The 18,290-nt window shown below is 69.9% G+C and carries 20 protein-coding genes; 11 read left to right on the forward strand and 9 right to left on the reverse strand.

What is annotated here, in order from left to right:
* Positions 1–32: 32 nt before the first annotated feature.
* Genes ACQP2T_RS55700 through ACQP2T_RS55715 form a run of 4 tightly spaced genes read right to left on the reverse strand, consistent with a single transcriptional unit; the run spans position 33 to position 4,519 of the window.
* On the reverse strand, positions 33–794 hold the full coding sequence (locus ACQP2T_RS55700; RefSeq protein ID WP_433512820.1) for an energy-coupling factor ABC transporter ATP-binding protein: 762 nt from the start codon (positions 792–794) through the stop codon (positions 33–35).
* Entirely contained in the window at positions 791–1,564 is a 774-nt protein-coding gene (gene cbiQ, locus ACQP2T_RS55705) for a cobalt ECF transporter T component CbiQ (protein WP_433512821.1), read from the reverse strand. The genes ACQP2T_RS55700 and cbiQ overlap by 4 nt, the downstream gene beginning before the upstream one ends.
* A gap of 30 nt (positions 1,565–1,594) precedes the next feature.
* Entirely contained in the window at positions 1,595–2,635 is a 1,041-nt protein-coding gene (locus tag ACQP2T_RS55710) for an energy-coupling factor ABC transporter permease (protein WP_433512822.1), read from the reverse strand.
* A 57-nt stretch (positions 2,636–2,692) separates the two neighbouring features.
* Positions 2,693–4,519 carry a glycosyltransferase family 2 protein gene (locus tag ACQP2T_RS55715; protein ID WP_433512823.1) on the reverse strand — a complete coding sequence of 609 codons (1,827 nt, stop codon included), beginning with the start codon at positions 4,517–4,519 and terminating at the stop codon, positions 2,693–2,695.
* Positions 4,520–4,854: 335 nt separating this feature from the next.
* On the opposite strand from ACQP2T_RS55715, the gene ACQP2T_RS55720 reads away from it, so the two are divergent.
* Together ACQP2T_RS55720 and ACQP2T_RS55725 are read left to right on the forward strand one after the other, a co-directional pair.
* The gene (locus tag ACQP2T_RS55720; protein ID WP_433512824.1) at positions 4,855–5,196 is read left to right on the forward strand and encodes a hypothetical protein; all 342 of its coding nucleotides are present in this window, start codon (positions 4,855–4,857) and stop codon (positions 5,194–5,196) included.
* Positions 5,197–5,213: 17 nt separating this feature from the next.
* On the forward strand, positions 5,214–5,573 hold the full coding sequence (locus ACQP2T_RS55725; RefSeq protein ID WP_433512825.1) for a ClpX C4-type zinc finger protein: 360 nt from the start codon (positions 5,214–5,216) through the stop codon (positions 5,571–5,573).
* Positions 5,574–5,791: 218 nt separating this feature from the next.
* Here ACQP2T_RS55725 and ACQP2T_RS55730 read toward each other — a convergent pair whose 3' ends face one another.
* Positions 5,792–6,343, reverse strand: coding sequence for a CHRD domain-containing protein (locus tag ACQP2T_RS55730; RefSeq protein ID WP_433512826.1), 552 nt, complete (start codon positions 6,341–6,343; stop codon positions 5,792–5,794).
* A 142-nt stretch (positions 6,344–6,485) separates the two neighbouring features.
* Between ACQP2T_RS55730 and ACQP2T_RS55735 the strand changes: the two genes are divergently transcribed.
* Positions 6,486–7,430, forward strand: a complete 945-nt coding sequence (locus ACQP2T_RS55735) for a D-2-hydroxyacid dehydrogenase family protein (RefSeq protein WP_433512827.1) — start codon at positions 6,486–6,488, stop codon at positions 7,428–7,430.
* 57 nt (positions 7,431–7,487) lie between these two features.
* Here ACQP2T_RS55735 and ACQP2T_RS55740 read toward each other — a convergent pair whose 3' ends face one another.
* Positions 7,488–8,057: a CGNR zinc finger domain-containing protein gene (locus ACQP2T_RS55740; protein WP_433512828.1), complete on the reverse strand. Its 570-nt coding sequence runs from the start codon at positions 8,055–8,057 to the stop codon at positions 7,488–7,490.
* A 70-nt stretch (positions 8,058–8,127) separates the two neighbouring features.
* Between ACQP2T_RS55740 and ACQP2T_RS55745 the strand changes: the two genes are divergently transcribed.
* A complete protein-coding gene (locus tag ACQP2T_RS55745) occupies positions 8,128–8,895 on the forward strand; it encodes a class I SAM-dependent methyltransferase (protein ID WP_433512829.1) in 768 nt (255 codons plus the stop codon).
* Positions 8,896–8,905: 10 nt separating this feature from the next.
* Here ACQP2T_RS55745 and ACQP2T_RS55750 read toward each other — a convergent pair whose 3' ends face one another.
* Positions 8,906–10,006, reverse strand: a complete 1,101-nt coding sequence (locus ACQP2T_RS55750; protein ID WP_358554598.1) for a 5-methyltetrahydropteroyltriglutamate--homocysteine S-methyltransferase — start codon at positions 10,004–10,006, stop codon at positions 8,906–8,908.
* 168 nt (positions 10,007–10,174) lie between these two features.
* On the opposite strand from ACQP2T_RS55750, the gene ACQP2T_RS55755 reads away from it, so the two are divergent.
* From ACQP2T_RS55755 to ACQP2T_RS55785, 7 genes are all read left to right on the forward strand, one after another.
* Entirely contained in the window at positions 10,175–11,362 is a 1,188-nt protein-coding gene (locus ACQP2T_RS55755) for an ABC transporter substrate-binding protein (protein ID WP_433512830.1), read from the forward strand.
* Between the two features lie 2 nt (positions 11,363–11,364).
* A complete protein-coding gene (locus tag ACQP2T_RS55760; RefSeq protein ID WP_433512831.1) occupies positions 11,365–12,120 on the forward strand; it encodes an ABC transporter ATP-binding protein in 756 nt (251 codons plus the stop codon).
* Positions 12,117–12,776, forward strand: coding sequence for an ABC transporter ATP-binding protein (locus tag ACQP2T_RS55765; RefSeq protein ID WP_357959745.1), 660 nt, complete (start codon positions 12,117–12,119; stop codon positions 12,774–12,776). Before ACQP2T_RS55760 ends, ACQP2T_RS55765 begins: the two co-directional genes overlap by 4 nt.
* The gene (locus tag ACQP2T_RS55770; protein WP_433512832.1) at positions 12,773–13,633 is read left to right on the forward strand and encodes a branched-chain amino acid ABC transporter permease; all 861 of its coding nucleotides are present in this window, start codon (positions 12,773–12,775) and stop codon (positions 13,631–13,633) included. Before ACQP2T_RS55765 ends, ACQP2T_RS55770 begins: the two co-directional genes overlap by 4 nt.
* Positions 13,630–14,598 carry a branched-chain amino acid ABC transporter permease gene (locus ACQP2T_RS55775; RefSeq protein ID WP_433512833.1) on the forward strand — a complete coding sequence of 323 codons (969 nt, stop codon included), beginning with the start codon at positions 13,630–13,632 and terminating at the stop codon, positions 14,596–14,598. The genes ACQP2T_RS55770 and ACQP2T_RS55775 overlap by 4 nt, the downstream gene beginning before the upstream one ends.
* 81 nt (positions 14,599–14,679) lie before the next feature.
* Complete coding sequence (locus ACQP2T_RS55780; RefSeq protein ID WP_433512834.1) at positions 14,680–15,639, forward strand: hypothetical protein; 960 nt, start codon at positions 14,680–14,682, stop codon at positions 15,637–15,639.
* A gap of 135 nt (positions 15,640–15,774) precedes the next feature.
* The gene (locus ACQP2T_RS55785; RefSeq protein ID WP_433512835.1) at positions 15,775–15,936 is read left to right on the forward strand and encodes a hypothetical protein; all 162 of its coding nucleotides are present in this window, start codon (positions 15,775–15,777) and stop codon (positions 15,934–15,936) included.
* 21 nt (positions 15,937–15,957) lie between these two features.
* Here the strand turns inward: ACQP2T_RS55785 and ACQP2T_RS55790 are convergent, their stop codons facing one another.
* A complete protein-coding gene (locus ACQP2T_RS55790; RefSeq protein ID WP_433512836.1) occupies positions 15,958–17,202 on the reverse strand; it encodes an MFS transporter in 1,245 nt (414 codons plus the stop codon).
* Positions 17,199–18,272 carry a PLP-dependent cysteine synthase family protein gene (locus ACQP2T_RS55795; protein ID WP_433512837.1) on the reverse strand — a complete coding sequence of 358 codons (1,074 nt, stop codon included), beginning with the start codon at positions 18,270–18,272 and terminating at the stop codon, positions 17,199–17,201. The genes ACQP2T_RS55790 and ACQP2T_RS55795 overlap by 4 nt, the downstream gene beginning before the upstream one ends.
* Positions 18,273–18,290: the final 18 nt, after the last annotated feature.

The raw sequence follows: 18,290 nt of genomic DNA on the forward strand, positions 1-18,290 counted from the left end.
GAGGGCCGAAACAGGAAAATGACCTTCCTGGATCAGCCGTGCTCGGCCGGCGCGGGGATGGCGAAGCCGTACGGGAGCTCCAGGCGGTGGCGGGCGAGCAGTTCGGCGTCGGAGAGCAGCTCACGGGTGGGTCCGTCCGCGACGATCACGCCGTCGGAGAGGATCAGCGAGCGTTCGCAGAGCTCCAGCGCGTACGGCAGGTCGTGGGTGACCATGAGCACGGTCACGTCGAGCGAGCGCAGGACCTCGGCCAGTTCCCGGCGGGCGGCCGGGTCGAGGTTGGAGGACGGCTCGTCGAGCACGAGGATCTCGGGCTCCATCGCCAGCACGGTCGCCACGGCCACCCGCCGGCGCTGGCCGAACGACAGGTGGTGTGGCGGCCGGTCGATGACCTCCAGCATGCCGACCCGTTCCAGCGCGCCCTTGACCGCACGCTCCAGCTCCGCGCCCGACACGCCCGAGTTGGCCGGGCCGAAGGCCACGTCGTCCCTGACCGTGGGCATGAAGAGCTGGTCGTCCGGGTCCTGGAAGACCAGGCCGACGCGCTGCCTGATCTCCTTGAGCGTGTCCTTGCGCACCTGGGTGCCCGCCACGCTCACCGAGCCGTGCCCGGCCGTGAGGATGCCGTTCAGGTGCATGACGAGGGTGGTCTTGCCGGCGCCGTTGGGGCCGAGCAGCGCGACGCGCTCGCCGCGCCGGATCGTGAAGTCCACGCCGAACAGGGCCTGCGTCCCGTCGGGGTAGGCGTAGGCGAGCCGGCTGACTTCGAGGGAGTTGACGACCGGAGAGTTCACAGTGACAGTCCTTGTACGGCGGACAGGCCTAGTACGGCCAGGGCGATGCCTGGCAGAGCGAGGGCCGTGGCCCATTGCCCAACGGATCCCGAAATTTCGTCCATCATTGGCATCCGTCCGGAATAGCCGCGGCTGAGCATCGCGAGGTGCACCCGCTCACCCCGTTCGTACGAGCGGATGAACAGGGCTCCCGCCGAGCGCGCGATCACCGGGATATGCCGGAAATTCCGGGCCTCGAAGCCACGGGACTCCCGCGCGACCCGCATCCGCCGCATCTCATCCATGATCACGTCCATGTAGCGGAGCATGAACATGGCGATCTGCACCAGCAGGCTGGGCAGCCGGAGCCGCTGGGCGCCGATGAGGATGACCCGCGGCTCGGTGGTGGCCGCGAGCAGGATCGAGGCGATCACCCCCAGCGTCGCCTTGGCCAGGATGTTCCACCCGGCCCAGAGCCCGGCCACGCTCAGCGAGACGCCCAGCACGGTCGTCCGCTCCCCCAGCCCGATCACCGGGATGAGGAAGGCGAACAGCACGAAGGGCAGCTCGACCACCATCCGCCGCAGCACGTACGTCAGCGGCACCCTGGCGGCCACGGCGACGCCCGCGAGCAGGACCGCGTAGAGCCCGAAGGCCCAGAACCGCTCCCTCGGCGTCGCCACCACCACGATCGCGAAGGCGGCGACGGCCAGCAGCTTGCACTGCGGCGGCAGCCGGTGCACGACCGAGTCGCCTGCCAGGTAGAGCTGATGATGGTGTCCCGCGCCCACCTGGCACTCACCGTCTCTCGTTCACTGGCCTCAGACCCGGGCCTTCTCCCGGCCACGGGCGGCATAGGCGACGCCCCCGGCGATGAGCAGCACGAGCCCGACCCCGATGATCCCGGCGACACCCACGGGGATGCCGCCCACATCACCGTAGTCGGCCAGCGCCCATGAGCCGAACATGTGGCCGGTGGCCTGGCCGAGGAACCCATGGTTCTCGGCGACCGCTTCCAGCCCGTCGGGACTGGAGGAGGCGAAGAAGGACACGATCCCGGCCAGCACCAGCGTCAGGCCGAGGCCGCCGAGCAGGAAAGCCCGCAGCGGGCTCCGGGCGGCCACCGGCTCCTCCTCAGCGCCCACCGTGACCGTCGTCCCCACAGTCGCCGGCTCAGCGCCCCTCAGCACGAGAGGTGTGGTCAGCCCGCGCGCGCCGTACACGAGGTCAGGCCGGACGGCCAGCACCGCGCCGACGGTCAGGGCCGTGATGACGCCTTCGCCGATGCCGATCAGCACGTGCACGCTGCCCATCGCGGCCGCCACCGCGGAGACCTCGATCGGCGCGGTGCCGCCGACCCAGAACAGCGCCGAGAACACCAGGGCGGCGGACGGCACGGACACCAGCGCGGCCAGGAACGCGGCCACCGTCACGCCGCCCTTGCCCTTGGCGAGCCGCGCGACCAGCCGGAAGACGCCCCAGCCGACCAGTACGGTGACGATGCCCATGATCGTGATGTTGATCCCCAGCGCCGTGAGACCGCCGTCGGCGAAGAACACGCACTGCACCAGCAGGACCACGGCCATACAGAGCACGCCCGTATAGGGCCCCACGAGGATCGCGGCCAGCGCCCCGCCCAGCAGATGCCCGCTGGTGCCCGCGGCGACGGGGAAGTTGAGCATCTGGACGGCGAAGATGAACGCGGCCACCAGCCCGGCCATGGGCGCGGTCCGGTCGTCGAGCTCGCGCCGCGCGCCGCGCAGGCAGACCGCCAGCCCGGCGGCGGCGACCGCGCCGGCGGAAACGGATACGGCCGCGTTGAAGAAGCCATCGGGTACGTGCACGGCAAAGCCCTTCGTCAAGCGGTGTTGCAGCTCCCTACTTTAGGACATCGTCTTGCACCTGCACATAGATGGCAATTAGCGGAGAATTCTGCGGAAGGCCGTACGGGTGGTCATCTTGAGCACGACCGTGCTCAGCCTCCCCTTGCCCGACGTCGCGTACGGGCGCACGCTCCGCAGCACAGCGCCGCCGCGCAGACGCCCCCACAACCGGCGCGGCGCGGCGACGGTCTGGGCGTCGGTCTCGATCCGGAACCTCGCGGGCGGCCCGCCCAGCTCGACCTCCAGATAGGCGTCCCAGATGCCCGGCGCGAACTTGCCCATCGCGGGCCGGGCCGCGAACCCGCCGCCCGGCAGCGCGACCACCCGCTCGGCCCGTTCGTTGCCCGTACGCCGCTCGCGCCAGACCAGCCGGGTGATCGCCGAGGCCGCCGGGATCACGCCTACGACCGTGACCTCGCCGTCGATGAGCAGCCGCCGCCCGAGCGTCCAGCGCGTCCGGTGGATCCTGGCCCGGCCCGGCACCGTCATCAGGTGCCCGCCGACGTCGATGCTGAGGTTGCCGTTGTCCTTGGTGAAGTACGGCAGCGCCACCACGGCGCCGATGAGCCGGGGCGCCGGCCGGGTGACGCAGCCATCGCGGTCGGCGCCGAGGCGTCCGTACCGGACCACGCCCTCCATCTCGACGGCCACCCGCAGGTCCCAGATGCCCGAGTCGAGCGCGGCCACGTCGACGCTGGCGATGAACGCGGCTCCGTCGCGCTCGGCGGGCACGATCAGCTCCTGCCCGCGCACGTTGCGGGCGCGCAGCACGAGCGCGACCCCGTCGTGCTCCGGCATGCCGTCGAGCCCGGCCACCCCGGTCACGACCAGCCGGTTCGCCTCCCAGCGCAGGCCGGTCAGCCGGCGGCGGACGGCGGCGCCCTCGATCTGGGCCAGTCGCACCAGACGGTGGATGTCGCCGAGCGCGACGATCCGCTGCTGGTCGGTCCGGCTGAGCTTGGCGTAGACACCGGGTGTCAGCCACCGGTCGCAGAGCGCGGCCACTTCCTGGGCGATCTCCTTGCGCTGCACCTCGTCCGACTTCAGGAACGGCACGCCGAGCTGCTCGAACACGTCGAGCCTGAAGTGCCGGCGGAGCAGGTGGTCGCGCAGCGGCCCCGGCGGGACGTGCTCGGTCATGAGCTGGATCGGCCCGCGGATCATGCCGAGCCAGCCGCGTGGGTCCCGGCTGCCCGGCTGCTGCATGATGCTGCTGCCGTCGGACCTGGAGACCAGGTGGTAGCAGTCGTAGTCGGCCACCACGGAGATCACCTTGGCGTGGCAATAGGCGTGCACGGTGAAGTGGATGTCCTCGCCGACCAGCATGCCCTCGCCGAACCTGATGCCGTGGCTGATCAGCATCTCCCTGCGGAACAGCTTGAAGCAGCTCAGGCTGTTGTAGACGGCGCTGTCACCGAGCTCGGCCCGCTCGGCGCCGCGGTGGAACATCGACATCGGAGCGCGCCTGCCGTGCCCGACGACCTTGCCGAGCACGATGTCGGAGCCGTTGCGGTCGGCCATGGCGACCATGCGTTCGAGCGCCTCGGGGCCCAGGTAGTCGTCGGCGTCACAGAAGAAGACGTAACGGCCGGTGGCGTGTTCGATGCCGATGTTGCGCGGCCGCCCGGCACCGCCCGAGGCGGCGATGCTGACGACCTTGACGTTGCCCTTGTGGTAGGTGGCGTAGAGGTCGAGCAGCTCGTCGCTGCCGTCGGTCGATCCGTCGTCGACGACGATGATCTCTTTCCTGATCCGCTGCACCAGCGCGGCGGTGAGGCACCGGTCCAGATATTCACGGCAGTTGTGGGCCGGGATGATGACGCTGACGTCCACCGCGTCCTCGTCGCCGTTAGATGTCGCCATAGCCACAACCGCGCCCCTCAGCCGCCATCACTTACCGCAGTCACGTCGTTTCAGTATGTGATGGCGACCGGGCGTCGCGTGGCCGATCTCGCCTCTTCCTTCACTCCTTTTCCCCAGACAGAAGATTCGCCGCACTCATCGCATAAGCGCAGGTGAAACCGCCAATCCGCACAATCCGGCGGGACCGAACGGGGTTCAGGGACGCTGTTTTCCCACTCGGGTGGAGAGAACCTCCTCCGGGGGAAGGATGCCCTACCCCCACGCGAGATCAGGTGATCCACGGGAGGGGATGACGCGTCTACAGTGAGGCAACCTTGACCGGGGAGGTGGCGAGAGTGGGATCCGATCTTCGCGGGCCCAGGGTGACCGGCTCGGCCGTACACGATGCGGAGTTCATCGTCTCCTCAGCGCGGCTGGGAGAGCTCCATGAATGCTTCGCCTTGCTCCGCCGTACGCGGATCAGGGCGGAAGAGATCGTGGACGAGGCGCGAGCGCTGCTCGCCGAGGCCGAGGCACAGGGCGACCATGAGCGGATCGTCATCCGTGGCGCCCAGCTCGACGAGGCACGCCAGGCGTACTGCAAGGTGCTGAACGCGTACGTGACGATCTGCCGCCGGATCAACGAGGAGCGACAGGAGATCATGCAGACGCTCACCGGATTGTCAGGCACCACCTGACGCGCTACTGTCAGGCCATGCCTGACCCGATGGACAAACTGCGCTGCTCGTTCTGCCACAAGAGCAGCGCCGACGTGGCCAAGCTCATCGCCGGACCCGGCGTGTACATCTGCAACGCATGTGTGGGTCTGTGCGCCGACGTGCTCAAGGAGGTGGGGCTTGCCCCCTCCCTCGAGCCCCGCCTGCCCGCGTGGGAGACCATGAGCGAGGACCAGATCCTCGACCACCTCCCCAAGATCGTCGCCGTTCAGGTCCAGGTCGACGACACTCTGCACGACTGGGTACGACACCTCCGCACCAAGAACGTCAGCTGGGAGCGCATCGGCGCCTCGCTCGGCATGACGCGGCAGTCCGCCTGGGAACGGTTCAGGGAATGACGGTTCAGGGAATGATCGGTAAACCCCTGTGGCTTGTGAGGCGTCCTTGATGCAGGGAGGCCCACCATGCAAGTCCTCGATGGCCTCGCGGCGCCCGATCTGGCCGAGCTCCACCTGGAGCTGATCCTCATCGCGGCGTTGCACGAGGAGGCAGAAAGCCTGTCCACCCGCTGAACGGGCTCCAGCTCCCCGATCGCACCGGGGAGCTGGAGCAGGGGTCAGTGAGTCGCGGACCCGCCGCCCTTGCCGGGGAGCTGGCCGCGGATGGCGCCGTCGGGATACTTCGCGTTGTGCACGTTGACGTAGTACCGATCCGGCGACTTGACGATGCCGTGCAGTTCCTTCTTGGTCAGGACGAGCGCGGCGTTCGAGGTGCTCTGCTGCTCGGCCGCCTTGATGCAGCCTCGCGCGGGACCCTTGGTCGGGGCTCTCAGAGTGACGGTGATCGGGCCCGCCACGCCTCTCTTGCCCCGGTGGATGTGGGCGGCCGTGGCGGGCAGGATGCGGTCGGCGGTGATGGTGTAGCAGAGCGTCTCGCCCTTCACCGTGTAGGTGAAGGCGCCGTGCCCGTCCGGGTCACCTGGACCCGGCACCTCCTGCCGGCCGGTCATGATGACGCGTTGCGCGCGGTCGGCGGTGGCGGCCTGGCCCGCGATGGCGGCCTGGCTCACGGGGCCGGTCGGGCTCGCGCCGGCGGGGCCCGGGAGGGCTGCGAGGCCGGTGACGAGCGCCGCCGTGGTGAGGGTGGCGACTGCCAAGGGTCTGCTCATGGGATGTGGTCCTCTCCCATCACACTTCAGGACACCCTGCCGCACTCATATGTCGATGTTTCGAGGCGGCGAATCATGGGCGAAGCGGCTTGACGGTAAGCACCTGTACCTGCCGGAGACAGCGCCGGTAATATCCGCATTTATGCTGCGCTGTGCCGTACTGGATGATTACCAGGATATCGCACTCGGCCTCGCCGACTGGTCCCTGGTGCGGGCGACGAGCTTTCGCGAGCACTTCGCGACGCAGGACGACCTGGTGCGGGCCGTACACGACCACGAGATCCTGGTGATCATGCGGGAGCGCACGCCGTTCCCCGCCGAGCTCTTCGCCCGGCTCCCGAACCTGCGCCTGCTCATCACGACGGGCATGCGCAACGCCTCGATCGACCTCGACGCCGCCCGCGCGCACGGCGTCACGGTCTGCGGCACCGCCGGCAGCTCGGCGCCGCCCACCGAGCTGACCTGGGCCCTCATCCTGGGCCTGGCCCGCCACCTGATCCCCGAGGCCGGCGCACTGCGGGCGAGCGGCCCCTGGCAGCACACGATCGGCCTGGACCTGCGCGGCAGCACCCTCGGCCTGCTCGGCCTCGGCAAGATCGGCTCCCAGATGGCCGCCATCGGCCGCGCCTTCGGCATGGACGTGGCCGCCTGGAGCCGCAACCTCACCGCCGACCGGGCGGGCGAGCTGGGCGTACGGTACGCGGCCACGAAGGAAGCGCTCCTGGCCGAATCGGACATCGTGTCGATCCACCTCGTCCTCGGCGACCGGACCCGTGGGCTGATCGGCGCTCCGGAGCTGGCGCTGATGCGTCGCACGGCGTATCTGGTCAACACCTCGCGGGCGGCCATCGTGGACCAGGCCGCCCTGATCGAGGCGCTGACCGAGGGCCGCATCGCCGGCGCCGGGCTGGACGTCTTCGACCAGGAGCCGCTTCCGGACGACCACCCGCTGCGCACGCTGCCGAACGTCCTGGCCACGCCGCACCTGGGCTACGTCACCCAGGGCAACTACCGCACGTACTTCCAGGAGGCCGTGGCCGACATCGAGGCGTTCCTGGCAGGCACGCCGGTACGGCTGCTCACGTAGCCCCGGTCCTCGCGGGCACCTCGGTCCAGTTGCTCGCGGGCGGCCCGGTCCAGTTGCTCACGTGGCCTTTCCCCGCGCCCGGAAGGCCGCGGTCTTGACCCGGTTCTGGCAGGCGGTGGAGCAGAAGCGGCGCGTGCCGTTGCGCGACACGTCCACATAGACCCGGTCGCAGTGCGGCGCCGTGCACACGCCGAGCCGGTCGAAGAACTCGCCGCCGAGCACGATCGCGAGGCCGGTGGCGCAACTGGCCGCCCAGTCGCCGGCCAGGGTGCCACCCGTGCCGTGGAAGTGGAGATGCCACGGCTCGCCGTCGTGCCGTTGGAGTGTCGGCCGGGCGTGCGACTCCTCTAGCAGGCTGTTGACCTGCGTCGCCGCCGTGTCGATGTCGTCCGCCGCGACGGCCTCGAAGACCATGCGCAGACGCGCGGCGATCTCGGCGTAAGCGCCGCCCTCCGCCTCGGTGACCTCGGGATGCGTGGGGTAGACGGTTCGGAGCACGTCCGTGGCGGCGGCGCCGAGATCGTGCGGCACCGGCCAGGGCCGCCCTCGGCTCTCGCCCGGGGTCAGCACATTGACCACCGCCACGGCGACTCGGACGACCGCGTCCGTGTGACTGTTGAAATCCACTTGACCAGTTACATCCTATGCTTTAGCTTGTGACTGTCTAAAGCTTAAACGAGGGTCACAAGGAGACGACGTGCTCACTCACGAGATCGCACTCGACTGGATCGCGCGCTGGGACCGGCAGCAGGAGGGCTACCTGCCCGACCGCGAGGAGCGCTTCACCGCGTTGATCGACGCCGTCGAGGCACTGGGCCGCCCGGACCCGCTGGTCATCGACCTGGGCTGCGGGCCAGGCTCGCTGTCCGCCCGCCTTCTGGAGCGGCTGCCCAAGGCCACGGTGATCCCGGTCGACGCCGACCCGCTGCTGCTCGGCCTCGGCCGGGCCGCCTACCCGCGGCTCGGCTTCGTCGACCTCGACCTGCGTACACCCGGCTGGACCGACTCGCTGCACCTGGACCGCCCGGCCGACGTCGCGGTGAGCACCACCGCGCTGCACTGGCTCGCCGTGCCGGAGCTACGGAAGTTGTACGCCGACCTGGTCTCCGTGCTGCGGCCGGGCGGGCTGCTCCTCAACGGCGATCACTTCGACTCCGACGACGCCGCCACTCCGGCCATCGCCCGGCTCGAACGCGCCGTCCACGACCGCCACACCGACCGGGTGTTCGCCGAGGGCCGGCCCGAGGACTGGCGGCAGTGGTGGGACTCGATCGCCGCCGAGCCGGCCTTCGCCGAGCTCAACGACGCCCGTACCGCTCGCACGACCGCGGGCGCGAACCACAGCGGCACCGAGTCCGGCCTGCTGTCCCAGCACGTCGAGGCCCTGCGGGCGGCGGGCTTCGCCGAGGTCGGCACGCTCTGGCAGCGCGGCAACAACCGCCTCCTGTGCGCCGTCCGCGCCTGACCGGGGTTTCCTAGCCCCACACCTCCCGCGCGGTCTCGGCGATCAGGGCCAGCTTGGCGAACTGCTGGTCGGCGTCGAGCACGTTGCCCTCGACGGTGGAGGAGAAGCCGCACTGCGGGGACAGGCAGAGCTGGTCCAGGTCGATGAACTTGGCGGCCTCGTCGATGCGCCGCTTGAGCGCGTCCTTGGACTCCAGCTCGCCGTGTTTGGTGGTGACCAGGCCGAGCACCACCATCTTGCCCGGCGGTACGTAGCGCAGGGGCTCGAAGCCGCCCGAGCGCTCGTCGTCGAACTCCAGGAAGAACCCGTCCACCGCCAGCTCGCCGAACAGCGCCTCGGCCACGAAGTCGTAGGCTCCGGAGGCCGCCCAGGAGGAGCGGAAGTTGCCGCGGCACATGTGCGTGGTGATCGCCATGCCCTCGGGCTTGGCCGCGAGCGCGATGTTGATCTGCTTGATGTAGCGCAGGTGCATGTGCTCGGCGTCGTCGCCGCGTTCGGCGAGCTCGGCCCGCTGCGCCGGGTCGTTGAGGTAGGCCAGGCTGGTGTCGTCGAACTGCAGGTAGGTGCAGCCCAGCTCGCCGATCTTGCGCACCTGCTCGGCGTAGGCGGCGCTGAGGTCGCTCCAGAACTCCTCGACGTCGGGATAGACGTCCGGGTCGATGGAGGCGGGACCACCCCGGTAGTGGACCATGCTGGGCGAAGGGATGGTCAGCTTGGGCACCGCCGTGGTCACGGTGTCACGCAGGAACGTGAAATGGTCGGCGAAGATCGGCTCGGTCAGCCTGATCTTGTCGTGCACCCGCATCGCCGCGGGGGTGTACTCGAGGTCGCCCTGCTCGTTGTGGAAGCGGACCGTGATGTGCTCGCCGGTGGCCTGGCCGATGCCGCCGAGCTGGTAGATGAAGTCCATGTGCCAGGAGGCCCGGCGGAACTCCCCGTCGGTCGCCGCCTGCAGGCCCAGCTCCTCCTGCCTCCGCACGACCTCGCGGATCGCCTCGTCCTCCACCTCGCGCAGCGCCTCGCCGGTGAGACTCTCACGGGCGCTGAGCAGGGCGGGTGGCCGCAGCAGGCTGCCGACATGGTCCGCGCGGAAGGGTGGGGAGGTGCGCATGTGGATCACCTTCTCTGAGCGTACGTAGTACGCCCAAAGTTAGGCCACCGTGCAACGACTGTCACTATTCTGCCCAACGTCCTCCTGATCACAATGTTGGGCACTCTATTGACAGGCGTAAAGGCCCTGCCTACATTCAGGGCCACATTCGCGGTCCTGGAGGTCCTGATGCACAGGTTTCTCCCGTCCCTGGCCTGTCTCGTTCTCGCCACGGCCGCGTGCGGCAGCGGTGGCGGCGGCGGATCCGACACTCAAGGCCCCATCAAGGTGGGCCTCATCGTCTCCCTGACCGGCAACTACACCCCACTCGGCAGCGAGGACAAGAAGGCCGTCGAGCTGGCCGTCGAGCAGATCAACAACGGCGGCGGCCTGCTGGGCCGCAAGGTGGAGCTCGTCGCCCGCGACGACAAGACCGCGCCGGACCAGGGCATCGTGGCCTACAACCAGATCAAGGGCGAGATCGACGCGCTGATCGGCCCGGTCTTCTCCAACTCGGCACTGGCGATCGAGCCCCTGGCCCAGCGCGACAAGATGCCCTACCTGTCGCTGGCACCCGCCCAGGAGCAGGTCGAGCCGATCAAGTCGTACGTCTTCGTCACCCCCGCGCTGTCCAGCATGTACGCCGAGCGCTACCTGCAATACCTCCAGGCCACCGGCCTCAAGACGGTCGCGGTCGCCTACGACTCCAAGAGTGCCTACTCCGTGTCCGGGCACAAGGCCATGGTCGCGCTCGCCCCCAAGTACGGCGTCAAGATCGCCGTGGACGAGCCGTACGAGACCACGACCTCCGACTTCAGCCCGCTCTTCACCCATGTACGCGGCTCCGCCGCCGAGGCGCTGGTCTTCTGGGGCTCCGGCGCGCCCGGCGTCACCGCCGCCAAGCAGTACGCCGCCGCGGGGCTGAAGGTGCCGCTGTTCCTGACCGCCTCCCAGGCCAGCAAGCTCTGGCTGGAGCCGATGGGCGCCGCGGCCGAGGGGATGACCGTGCAGAGCGCCATCGGCGTGGTGGGCGAGCAGTTACCCGACGGCAAGCAGAAGCAGGTCATCGAGCAGATGGCCAAGCCGTACCAGCAGAAGTACGGCTATCCGCCGCCGCAGTTCGCGCAGGACGGCTACAGCGCGAGCCTGCTGCTGTTCGAGGCGATCAAGAAGGCGGGCGGCACCGACAAGGCCAAGATCCAGCAGGCGCTGGAGACCATGGACCTGGTCACCCCGAACGGCCGCTTCCGTTACTCCCCCACCGACCATTCCGGGCTCTCCCCCGAGTACATCTCGGTCAACACCGTGAAGAACGGCCAGTTCATCACCACCCCGTGGGCCAAGGCGCAGCTCGCCAAGACCGTGGCCGCGGAGTAGCGGTGCTGGCGGTCACCGGGATATCGCGCTCCTTCGGAGGCGTCTACGCCGTCGACGACGTCACACTGAGCGTCGCGGACGGCGAGGTGTGCGGGATCATCGGGCCCAACGGCGCGGGCAAGTCCACGCTGTTCAACCTCATCACCGGCCACCTGCTCGCCGACCGCGGCGAGATCGCCTTCCTCGGGCGCCGGGTCGAGCGGCTGGCGCCCCACAGCCGGGCCCGGCTGGGCATGTCCATCGTCTTCCAGGGCGCCCGGGTGTTCCGCGGCATGACGGTCAGGGAGAACGTCATGGTCGGGACGCACAGCCGTACCCGGGCCGGGTTCGTCTCGGCGGCACTGCGGCTGCCACGGCATCGCGCCGACGAGCGGGAGATCGCCCGCGAGGCGGACCTCGCTCTCGACCGGGTGGGGCTGGCCGAGTGGGCGGACCGGCCCGCCGACCAGCTCCCGATCGGCCAGCAGCGCGCGCTGCAGCTGGCCCGCGCCCTGTGCGCGCGGCCCCGGCTGCTGCTGCTCGACGAGCCCGCGTCCGGGCTGCGCGGCGGCGAGCGCGAACGGCTCGCCGCCCTGGTCGAGGAGTTGCGCGCGAGCGGGCTGACCATCCTGCTCATCGAGCACGACGTCGCCTTCGTGACCCGGCTCGCCGACCGCGTCGTCGTCCTCGACCTCGGGCGGGTCATCGCGGACGGCTCCCCCGCCGAGGTGCGCGCGGACCCGCTCGTACTCGCCGCCTATCTCGGACAGGCTTCATGATCGACGTCCGCGACCTGGTCGTCTCGTACGGCGCGGCCACCGCGCTCGATCACGTCACGCTCTCGGTACGGCGCGGCGAGATGGTCGCGCTGCTCGGCCCGAACGGCGCGGGCAAGTCGACGCTGGCCAACACCCTGGCGGGCCTGCTCACTCCGGCCTCCGGGACCGTGCGGATCGACGGCCGACTGGCGCTCATCCCCGAGGGCCGCCAGGTGTTTCCGGATTTGTCGGTCGCCGACAATCTCGCTCTCGGCGGCTGGCGCTCCCGGCAGCGCGACCCGTCGTTCGTCTACCAGCTGCTGCCTCAGCTGGCCGAGCTGGCCGGCAGGCGGGCGGGCGTGCTGTCGGGCGGCGAACAGCAGATGGTGGCCTTCGGCCAGGCCCTGATGGCGCGGCCCGACGTGCTCGTGGTCGACGAGCTGTCGCTGGGGCTCGCTCCCCTGCCCACCGCCAAGCTGGCCGAACACCTGGTCGAGCTCAACCGTACGCATGGGCTGACGGTGCTGCTCATCGAGCAGAACGCGCGGCTGGCCTTCGAGCTGTGCCAGCGGGCCTACGTCCTGGAATCCGCGCGCGTGGTGGCCGAGGGCGAGTGCGCCGAGCTGGCCGACGACCCGCGCGTGGCCGGCGCGTACCTGGGCGGGGCGATCACATGAGCGCGTTCATCGGTTACCTGCTCAACGGCCTGGCCGTCGGGTGCGCGATCGCGCTCATCGCCAGCGGGCTGGTCACCATCTACCGGGTCACCGGGGTGGTCAACTTCGCCCAGGGCACCTTCGCTGTCGTCGCCGGGCTCTGCACCTCCTCGCTGCTGGGGCTCGGGGTTCCCCACGGCGTCAGTGAGGTGGCCGCCGTCCTGGTCGCCGCGCTCGCGGGCCTGCTGACCGGCCTGGCCGCCACCGGCAAACGGGACACCACCCCGCTGTCGTCGCTCATCGTCACGCTCGGCGTGGGGGTCCTCGCGTACGCCGTCGAGATCGTCCTGTGGGGTGACCAGCCGCGCTCGGCCCCCGGCCTGGCCGGCTCGGTGACCATCGCCGGGGCCCATGTTCAGACGCAGCACCTGCTCGTCATCGCCGTCACCGCGGCGACGTTCGTCCTGCTCGTCCTGTTCTTCGGCCGTACCTACCTGGGCAAGGCGCTGACCGCGTGCGCCTCCAACCCCTTCGCCGCCCGCGTCATCGGCATCGACACCCGGCTGATGGGCCTGCTGGCCTTCGCCCTGGGCGGGCTGCTCGGCGGCATCGCCGGAGTGCTGGTCACGCCGCTGCGGCCCATCTCGTTCGACACCGACGTCACGCTCATCGTCAACGGCTTCGCCGCCGCCGTGTTCGGCGCGCTCACCCGCCCCGGCGTCGCGCTCGGCGGCGCGCTGCTGCTCGGGGTCGCCGAGACGATGGCGGCGGGGTACGGCTACGGGTCTCACCAGCTGGAGGTCGCTCTGGGTCTCATGCTCGTCGTCATGGTCGTACAGGCGAGCCGCCGATCGACGATCCACCAGGAGACGGCGTGAAGCGGGCGGCCGCCGGGCTGCTGATCGCCGCCGTCACGCTCGTCCTGCCCGCCGTCCTCGACGACAGCTCGCTGGCCGTGTACATCCTGCTCGGCCTGGCGGCCATGGTCACGGTCGGCGTCTCCCTGCTCATGGGGTACGCCGGGCAGGTCTCCCTGGGCCAGGGCGCCTTCTACGCCATCGGCGCCTACACCGCCGCCCTGCTCGCGCTGAACGGCGTACCGCCCCTGATCGGGCTGATCGCCGCACCCGTCGCGGCGGCGGCGTTCGCCCTCGTGATCGGTACGCCGCTGCTGCGGCTGCGCGGCCACCACCTGGCCTTCGCCACCCTGGCCATGCAGCTGATCCTCCTCTCCCTGGCCGGGCAGCTGGACTTCACCGGCGGCGACATCGGGCTGCAGGCCATCCCCCGGTTCGGCATCGGCTCGGTCGAGGCGGAGAGCGCGTCCGCCTACGCTTACCTGACGTGGGCGGGTCTGGCCCTGGTGATGCTCGTGACGCACAACGTGATCGCCTCCCGGCCCGGCCGGGCCCTGCGTGCCCTGGCCACCAGCGAGACCGCCGCCGCCTCCGCCGGGATCCCGGTCGGCCGCTACAAGCTCGTCGTGTTCGCGCTGTCGGCCGCCTTCGCCGGCCTGGCGGGTGGGATCTACTGCTTCTACACCGGGTACGTCGCGCCGGGGTCGTTCCCGGTGCTCATCTCGATCCAGTACATCGTCATGGCCGTCGTCGGCGGACTGGGCACGATCTGGGGAGCCGTCGTCGGGGCCACCGCGATCACGCTGCTCGTGCAGGGGCTGGACCGGGTCGCGAACCTGCCGGGGATGCCGACGTACGCGCCGAGCGTGCTGTCATACGCGGTCTACGCGCTCGTCCTCATCCTCGTCGTACTCTTCCTGCCCCGGGGACTGCTGCCCACGTTTCTTTCTCCGGATCGGAAGAGAACGCGCGGCGATTCCGCCTGAACTTGCCGATTGGGTATACCGGTGAACCTGGATCAGGGCGCACTGCGTACTTCGTGGCAATCGACTTTCCGGAGACTTGCCATGAGGATCCGCTATTCGGCCATTGTCCTCGCGCTTTCCGGCGTCGCCGCGTGCAATGGCGGCGGCGAACCGGCGGCACCGGCATTCGCGGGCGGCGCGACCGCGAATCCGCTGCCTGCCGGTGCATCGGTCTCCCCTTCCGAGGCCAAGAACATTCTCGATCGGTACGAGCGCCTGGCCAAGCAGGCGAGTTCGAAAGGCAAGGGCTGGGAGGCCGCAGAAGCCGGACTCTCGCTGCAGCTGACCAACGCCGACGCCCGGATGGACGCGCTGACCGGCGAGCGTAGGAAAGGCCGCGCCGGAGTCGACAAGTCCCGGTTCGCGATCCCGGCGAGTGGCGACTGGTTCCTGGCCGAGTACAAAACCGGGTCGAACTGGACGCAACTCATCTTCCAGCAGACCACCGAAGGGTGGCGCGTGGTCTCCGCCTCCGCGACACAACCACCCGCCATCGCCAAGGACGGCAACGGCTACGCCACCGCGCTGAACGTGGACGAGCGCGGCGGCCTCGCCGTCTCACCCCGGCAGGCGGCCACGGCGCACGCGCGCCTGATGGGCACACTCGGCGCGGACGCGGGCGCCAAGCAGGTGTTCGCGGCCGGCGATTACACCACCAAACTCGTGGCGAGCCTGCGGAGCGACCGGCAAAAGGCGCAGGGTCAGTGGAATCTCCAATACCAGCCGCAACTCGCACCGGAGATCTTCGCCCTCAAGACATCGGCCGGCGGTGCCGTGGTCTGGTACGGCATGCGCGAACAGGACACCTTCACCGCCCGCCCCGGCGCCGCGCAATTGGGGCTGTCACAGCCCGGCTGGAAGGCACTGAGCCGCGGCGCGTTCTACAAATCCAAGCTCACCATGAAGAGCGGGGCCATTTATGTCGCCGTCATCCCTCCGTCGTCCGGAAAGGTGCGGGTGATCAGTCAGTGGTTCGCGCCGTTCAGCATTAGCGGATCATAAGCGAATATGGCGGCAAATGTCCCGAGGGAAAGATTCTTTTTCCAGTCCTTTACTATGCGTAGTTGATCGATTACCTTGAGTGCATATGGCCTGGTCAAAGGCCAGACACCCGCCGCACGATGAAAGGTGCACAGCATGCGCGCTCTCCCTCTCGTCGCTCGAACCGCCGCGCTCGTCGCCGCGATCTTCCTGGCGGCACCGGCCCTGTCCGCGGCCGCCAATCCCCTCCCGCGACCCGTCGTCCCCGGCGGTCCGCCCGTGGACAAGCTCAGCGCCCTCTCACCGCCCGCGCCCTGATCGCCCTCTGTGAGCGACTGGTCAGGTGGCGGTGGCCACCTGGCCGACGGGGGTGAGCCGGTCGCGCCGGTCCAGTCGTCTGACGGCGGCCGCGGAGGCGAGCCCGGCGACGGCCAGCAGCAGCCAGGGCAGAGCGGCCAGCCGCGTCGTACGAGCCGCGTCGAGCAGGGCGCCCGCGACCAGGTTGCCGGCCAGGATGCCCACGCCGGACGCCAGGTTGTAGATCCCGTAGTACGTACCGATCAGCCGATCTCCCGCCATGTCGGCGATGGTGGCCATCTCGAAGGGAAAGGCCATCAGCGTGCCGACCGTGAGCAGAAGAGTGCAGGCGAGCACGGGCAGCATCGCCCACACCGGCGCCAGAGGCAGGTGCGCCGCCACGGCCGGCGGCAGGAAGGCGAGCCCCATGAGCGCCAGACCGCGGCTGATCGCCTGACCGCGACTCCAGCGCGCCGCGCACCAGGTGGTCAGGTGCACCTGCCCGGCGATGCCGAGCAGCGCGGAGACGGCGTACAGCGCCATCACCCCCGACTCGCCGCCGCCGAAGCGCTGCACCTGCAGCGGCAGGGCCAGGTACATCTGGTACGACAGCGCGTACGAGGCGATCATCGCCGCGGCGAAGGAGACGAACGCCCGGTTCCCGAACGCCGCGCGCCACTCACGCAGCACCGGCTGGTGCTCCGCCGCCGAAGGGCGCCGGGCCGGAAGGCGCGCGCCTTGCAGGACGGTCAGCACCGCGAAGATCGCCGCCGCGGACAGGCACACGGCCGGGAAGCCGACGCTCATCAGGGCGATGCCGGCCAGCGGGCCGAGCAGGATGCCCGCCTGGTAGAACACGTTGAACACGGCGAAGGCCGCCACCTTGCGCTCGCCGGCCTCGACGGCCAGGTAGGCGCGGGCCGCCGGGTTGAACAGCGCCCCGGCGAAGCCGGTCACGGCCGCTGCCGCGAGCAGCCAGGGCAGTGAGGTGGTCAGCCCGAACAGGGCGAACCCGATCGTACGCAGCGCGCACCCGGCCATGATCATCGGCTTGTAGCCGAGCCGGTCGGCCAGGGTGCCGCCGATCAGGAACATGCCTTGCTGGCTGAAGTTCCGCAGGCCCAGGACCAGCCCGATGGTCCAGGCCGCCAGCCCGGCGGCGGCCGACAGGTGCTGGGCGAGATAGGGCATGAGCATGTAGAAGCCGAGGTTGATGCCCAGCTGGTTGATCTGCAGCAGCTGGATCGGCCGGTCGAAGGAGCGGAACTGCCGCAGTGTGCCGTTCATCGCGTTCCTGCCAGCGGGTCCATCACGTGGGTGCAACGCGTCCAGTGGTGCACCTCCCGCTCGCTCGGCGCCGGCAGGAGGTCCGGTTCCTCCGCCGGGGTCGTGTCGAGCAGGCCGTGCCGCCGGCAGTACTCGTCGTCGAAGATGGTGTTCCAGTATCGCCAGGGCCCGTCGGGGAAGATCGCGACGATGGTCTGGCCGGGGGTGGTACGCGCCAGCCAGCGGGCCACCAGGGTGACCGCGCCGGTGCTCCAGCCGCCTGAGATGTAGTGCCGGGCGGCCAGGGCGCGGCACGCCCAGACCGCTTCGGCGGCGCTGACCCAGTGCACCTCGCTGAAGGCGTCGTAGGCGACGTTGCGCGGGTGGATGCTGGAGCCCAGGCCGCGCATCAGCCGGGGCCGGGCGGGCTGGCCGAAGATGGTGGAGCCGACGGTGTCGACGCCGATCAGTCTCAGGTGCGGGAAGTGGCGGCGCAGCACCTCGGAGATGCCCGCGCTGTGCCCGCCGGTGCCGACCGAGCACACCAGCACGTCGATGTGCGGCAGCTGGGCCAGCAGTTCGTGGGCGAGCCCGGCGTAGGCGCCGACGTTGTCGGGGTTGTTGTACTGGTCGGGGCAGTAGGAGCCGGGGAGGTCGGCGAGCAGGCGATGTACCCGCTCCCGGCGGGCCTGCTGCCAGCCGCCGACCGGGTGCGGCTCGGTGACGATCTCCAGGCGGACGCCGTAGGAGGTCAGGAGCCGGCACATCAGCGGCTCCATGCCGAGGTCGCCCACCAGCACGACCGGGTGGCCGAACACGATGCCGGCCAGGGCCAGGCCGAGCCCCAGGGTGCCGCTGGTCGATTCGATGATCGTCGCGCCCGGCGCGAGCTCTCCCCGGGCTCGGGCCTGGCGCACCATGTGCAGCGCGGGCCGGTCCTTGATGCCGCCCGGGTTGAAGCCTTCGAGCTTGGCCCAGAATCCCCCTCCCCCCGGTACGAACGGCTCCGAAATAAACGCCAGCGGCGTATTGCCGACAGTGAGGGCCAGGGTGGAGTCTTGCGGACGCGCGAATATTGCTGGTGATGACATGGATAAAATCCCCGAAGA

Origin of the sequence: Nonomuraea sp. CA-143628 (assembly GCF_050942315.1) — a bacterium.
Taxonomy (GTDB): domain Bacteria; phylum Actinomycetota; class Actinomycetes; order Streptosporangiales; family Streptosporangiaceae; genus Nonomuraea.

Excerpts from the sequence above, each read along its gene's own strand:
- ACQP2T_RS55725 (WP_433512825.1), top strand. The coding sequence starts at position 5,214 with ATGCCTGACCCGATGGACAAACTGCGCTGCTCGTTCTGCCACAAGAGC.
- ACQP2T_RS55730 (WP_433512826.1), bottom strand. The coding sequence starts at position 6,343 with ATGAGCAGACCCTTGGCAGTCGCCACCCTCACCACGGCGGCGCTCGTC.
- ACQP2T_RS55735 (WP_433512827.1), top strand. The coding sequence starts at position 6,486 with ATGCTGCGCTGTGCCGTACTGGATGATTACCAGGATATCGCACTCGGC.
- ACQP2T_RS55795 (WP_433512837.1), bottom strand. The coding sequence starts at position 18,272 with ATGTCATCACCAGCAATATTCGCGCGTCCGCAAGACTCCACCCTGGCC.
- ACQP2T_RS55715 (WP_433512823.1), bottom strand. The coding sequence starts at position 4,519 with ATGGCGACATCTAACGGCGACGAGGACGCGGTGGACGTCAGCGTCATC.
- ACQP2T_RS55750 (WP_358554598.1), bottom strand. The coding sequence starts at position 10,006 with ATGCGCACCTCCCCACCCTTCCGCGCGGACCATGTCGGCAGCCTGCTG.
- ACQP2T_RS55785 (WP_433512835.1), top strand. The coding sequence starts at position 15,775 with ATGCGCGCTCTCCCTCTCGTCGCTCGAACCGCCGCGCTCGTCGCCGCG.
- ACQP2T_RS55780 (WP_433512834.1), top strand. The coding sequence starts at position 14,680 with ATGAGGATCCGCTATTCGGCCATTGTCCTCGCGCTTTCCGGCGTCGCC.
- ACQP2T_RS55755 (WP_433512830.1), top strand. The coding sequence starts at position 10,175 with ATGCACAGGTTTCTCCCGTCCCTGGCCTGTCTCGTTCTCGCCACGGCC.
- ACQP2T_RS55765 (WP_357959745.1), top strand. The coding sequence starts at position 12,117 with ATGATCGACGTCCGCGACCTGGTCGTCTCGTACGGCGCGGCCACCGCG.
- ACQP2T_RS55790 (WP_433512836.1), bottom strand. The coding sequence starts at position 17,202 with ATGAACGGCACACTGCGGCAGTTCCGCTCCTTCGACCGGCCGATCCAG.
- ACQP2T_RS55770 (WP_433512832.1), top strand. The coding sequence starts at position 12,773 with ATGAGCGCGTTCATCGGTTACCTGCTCAACGGCCTGGCCGTCGGGTGC.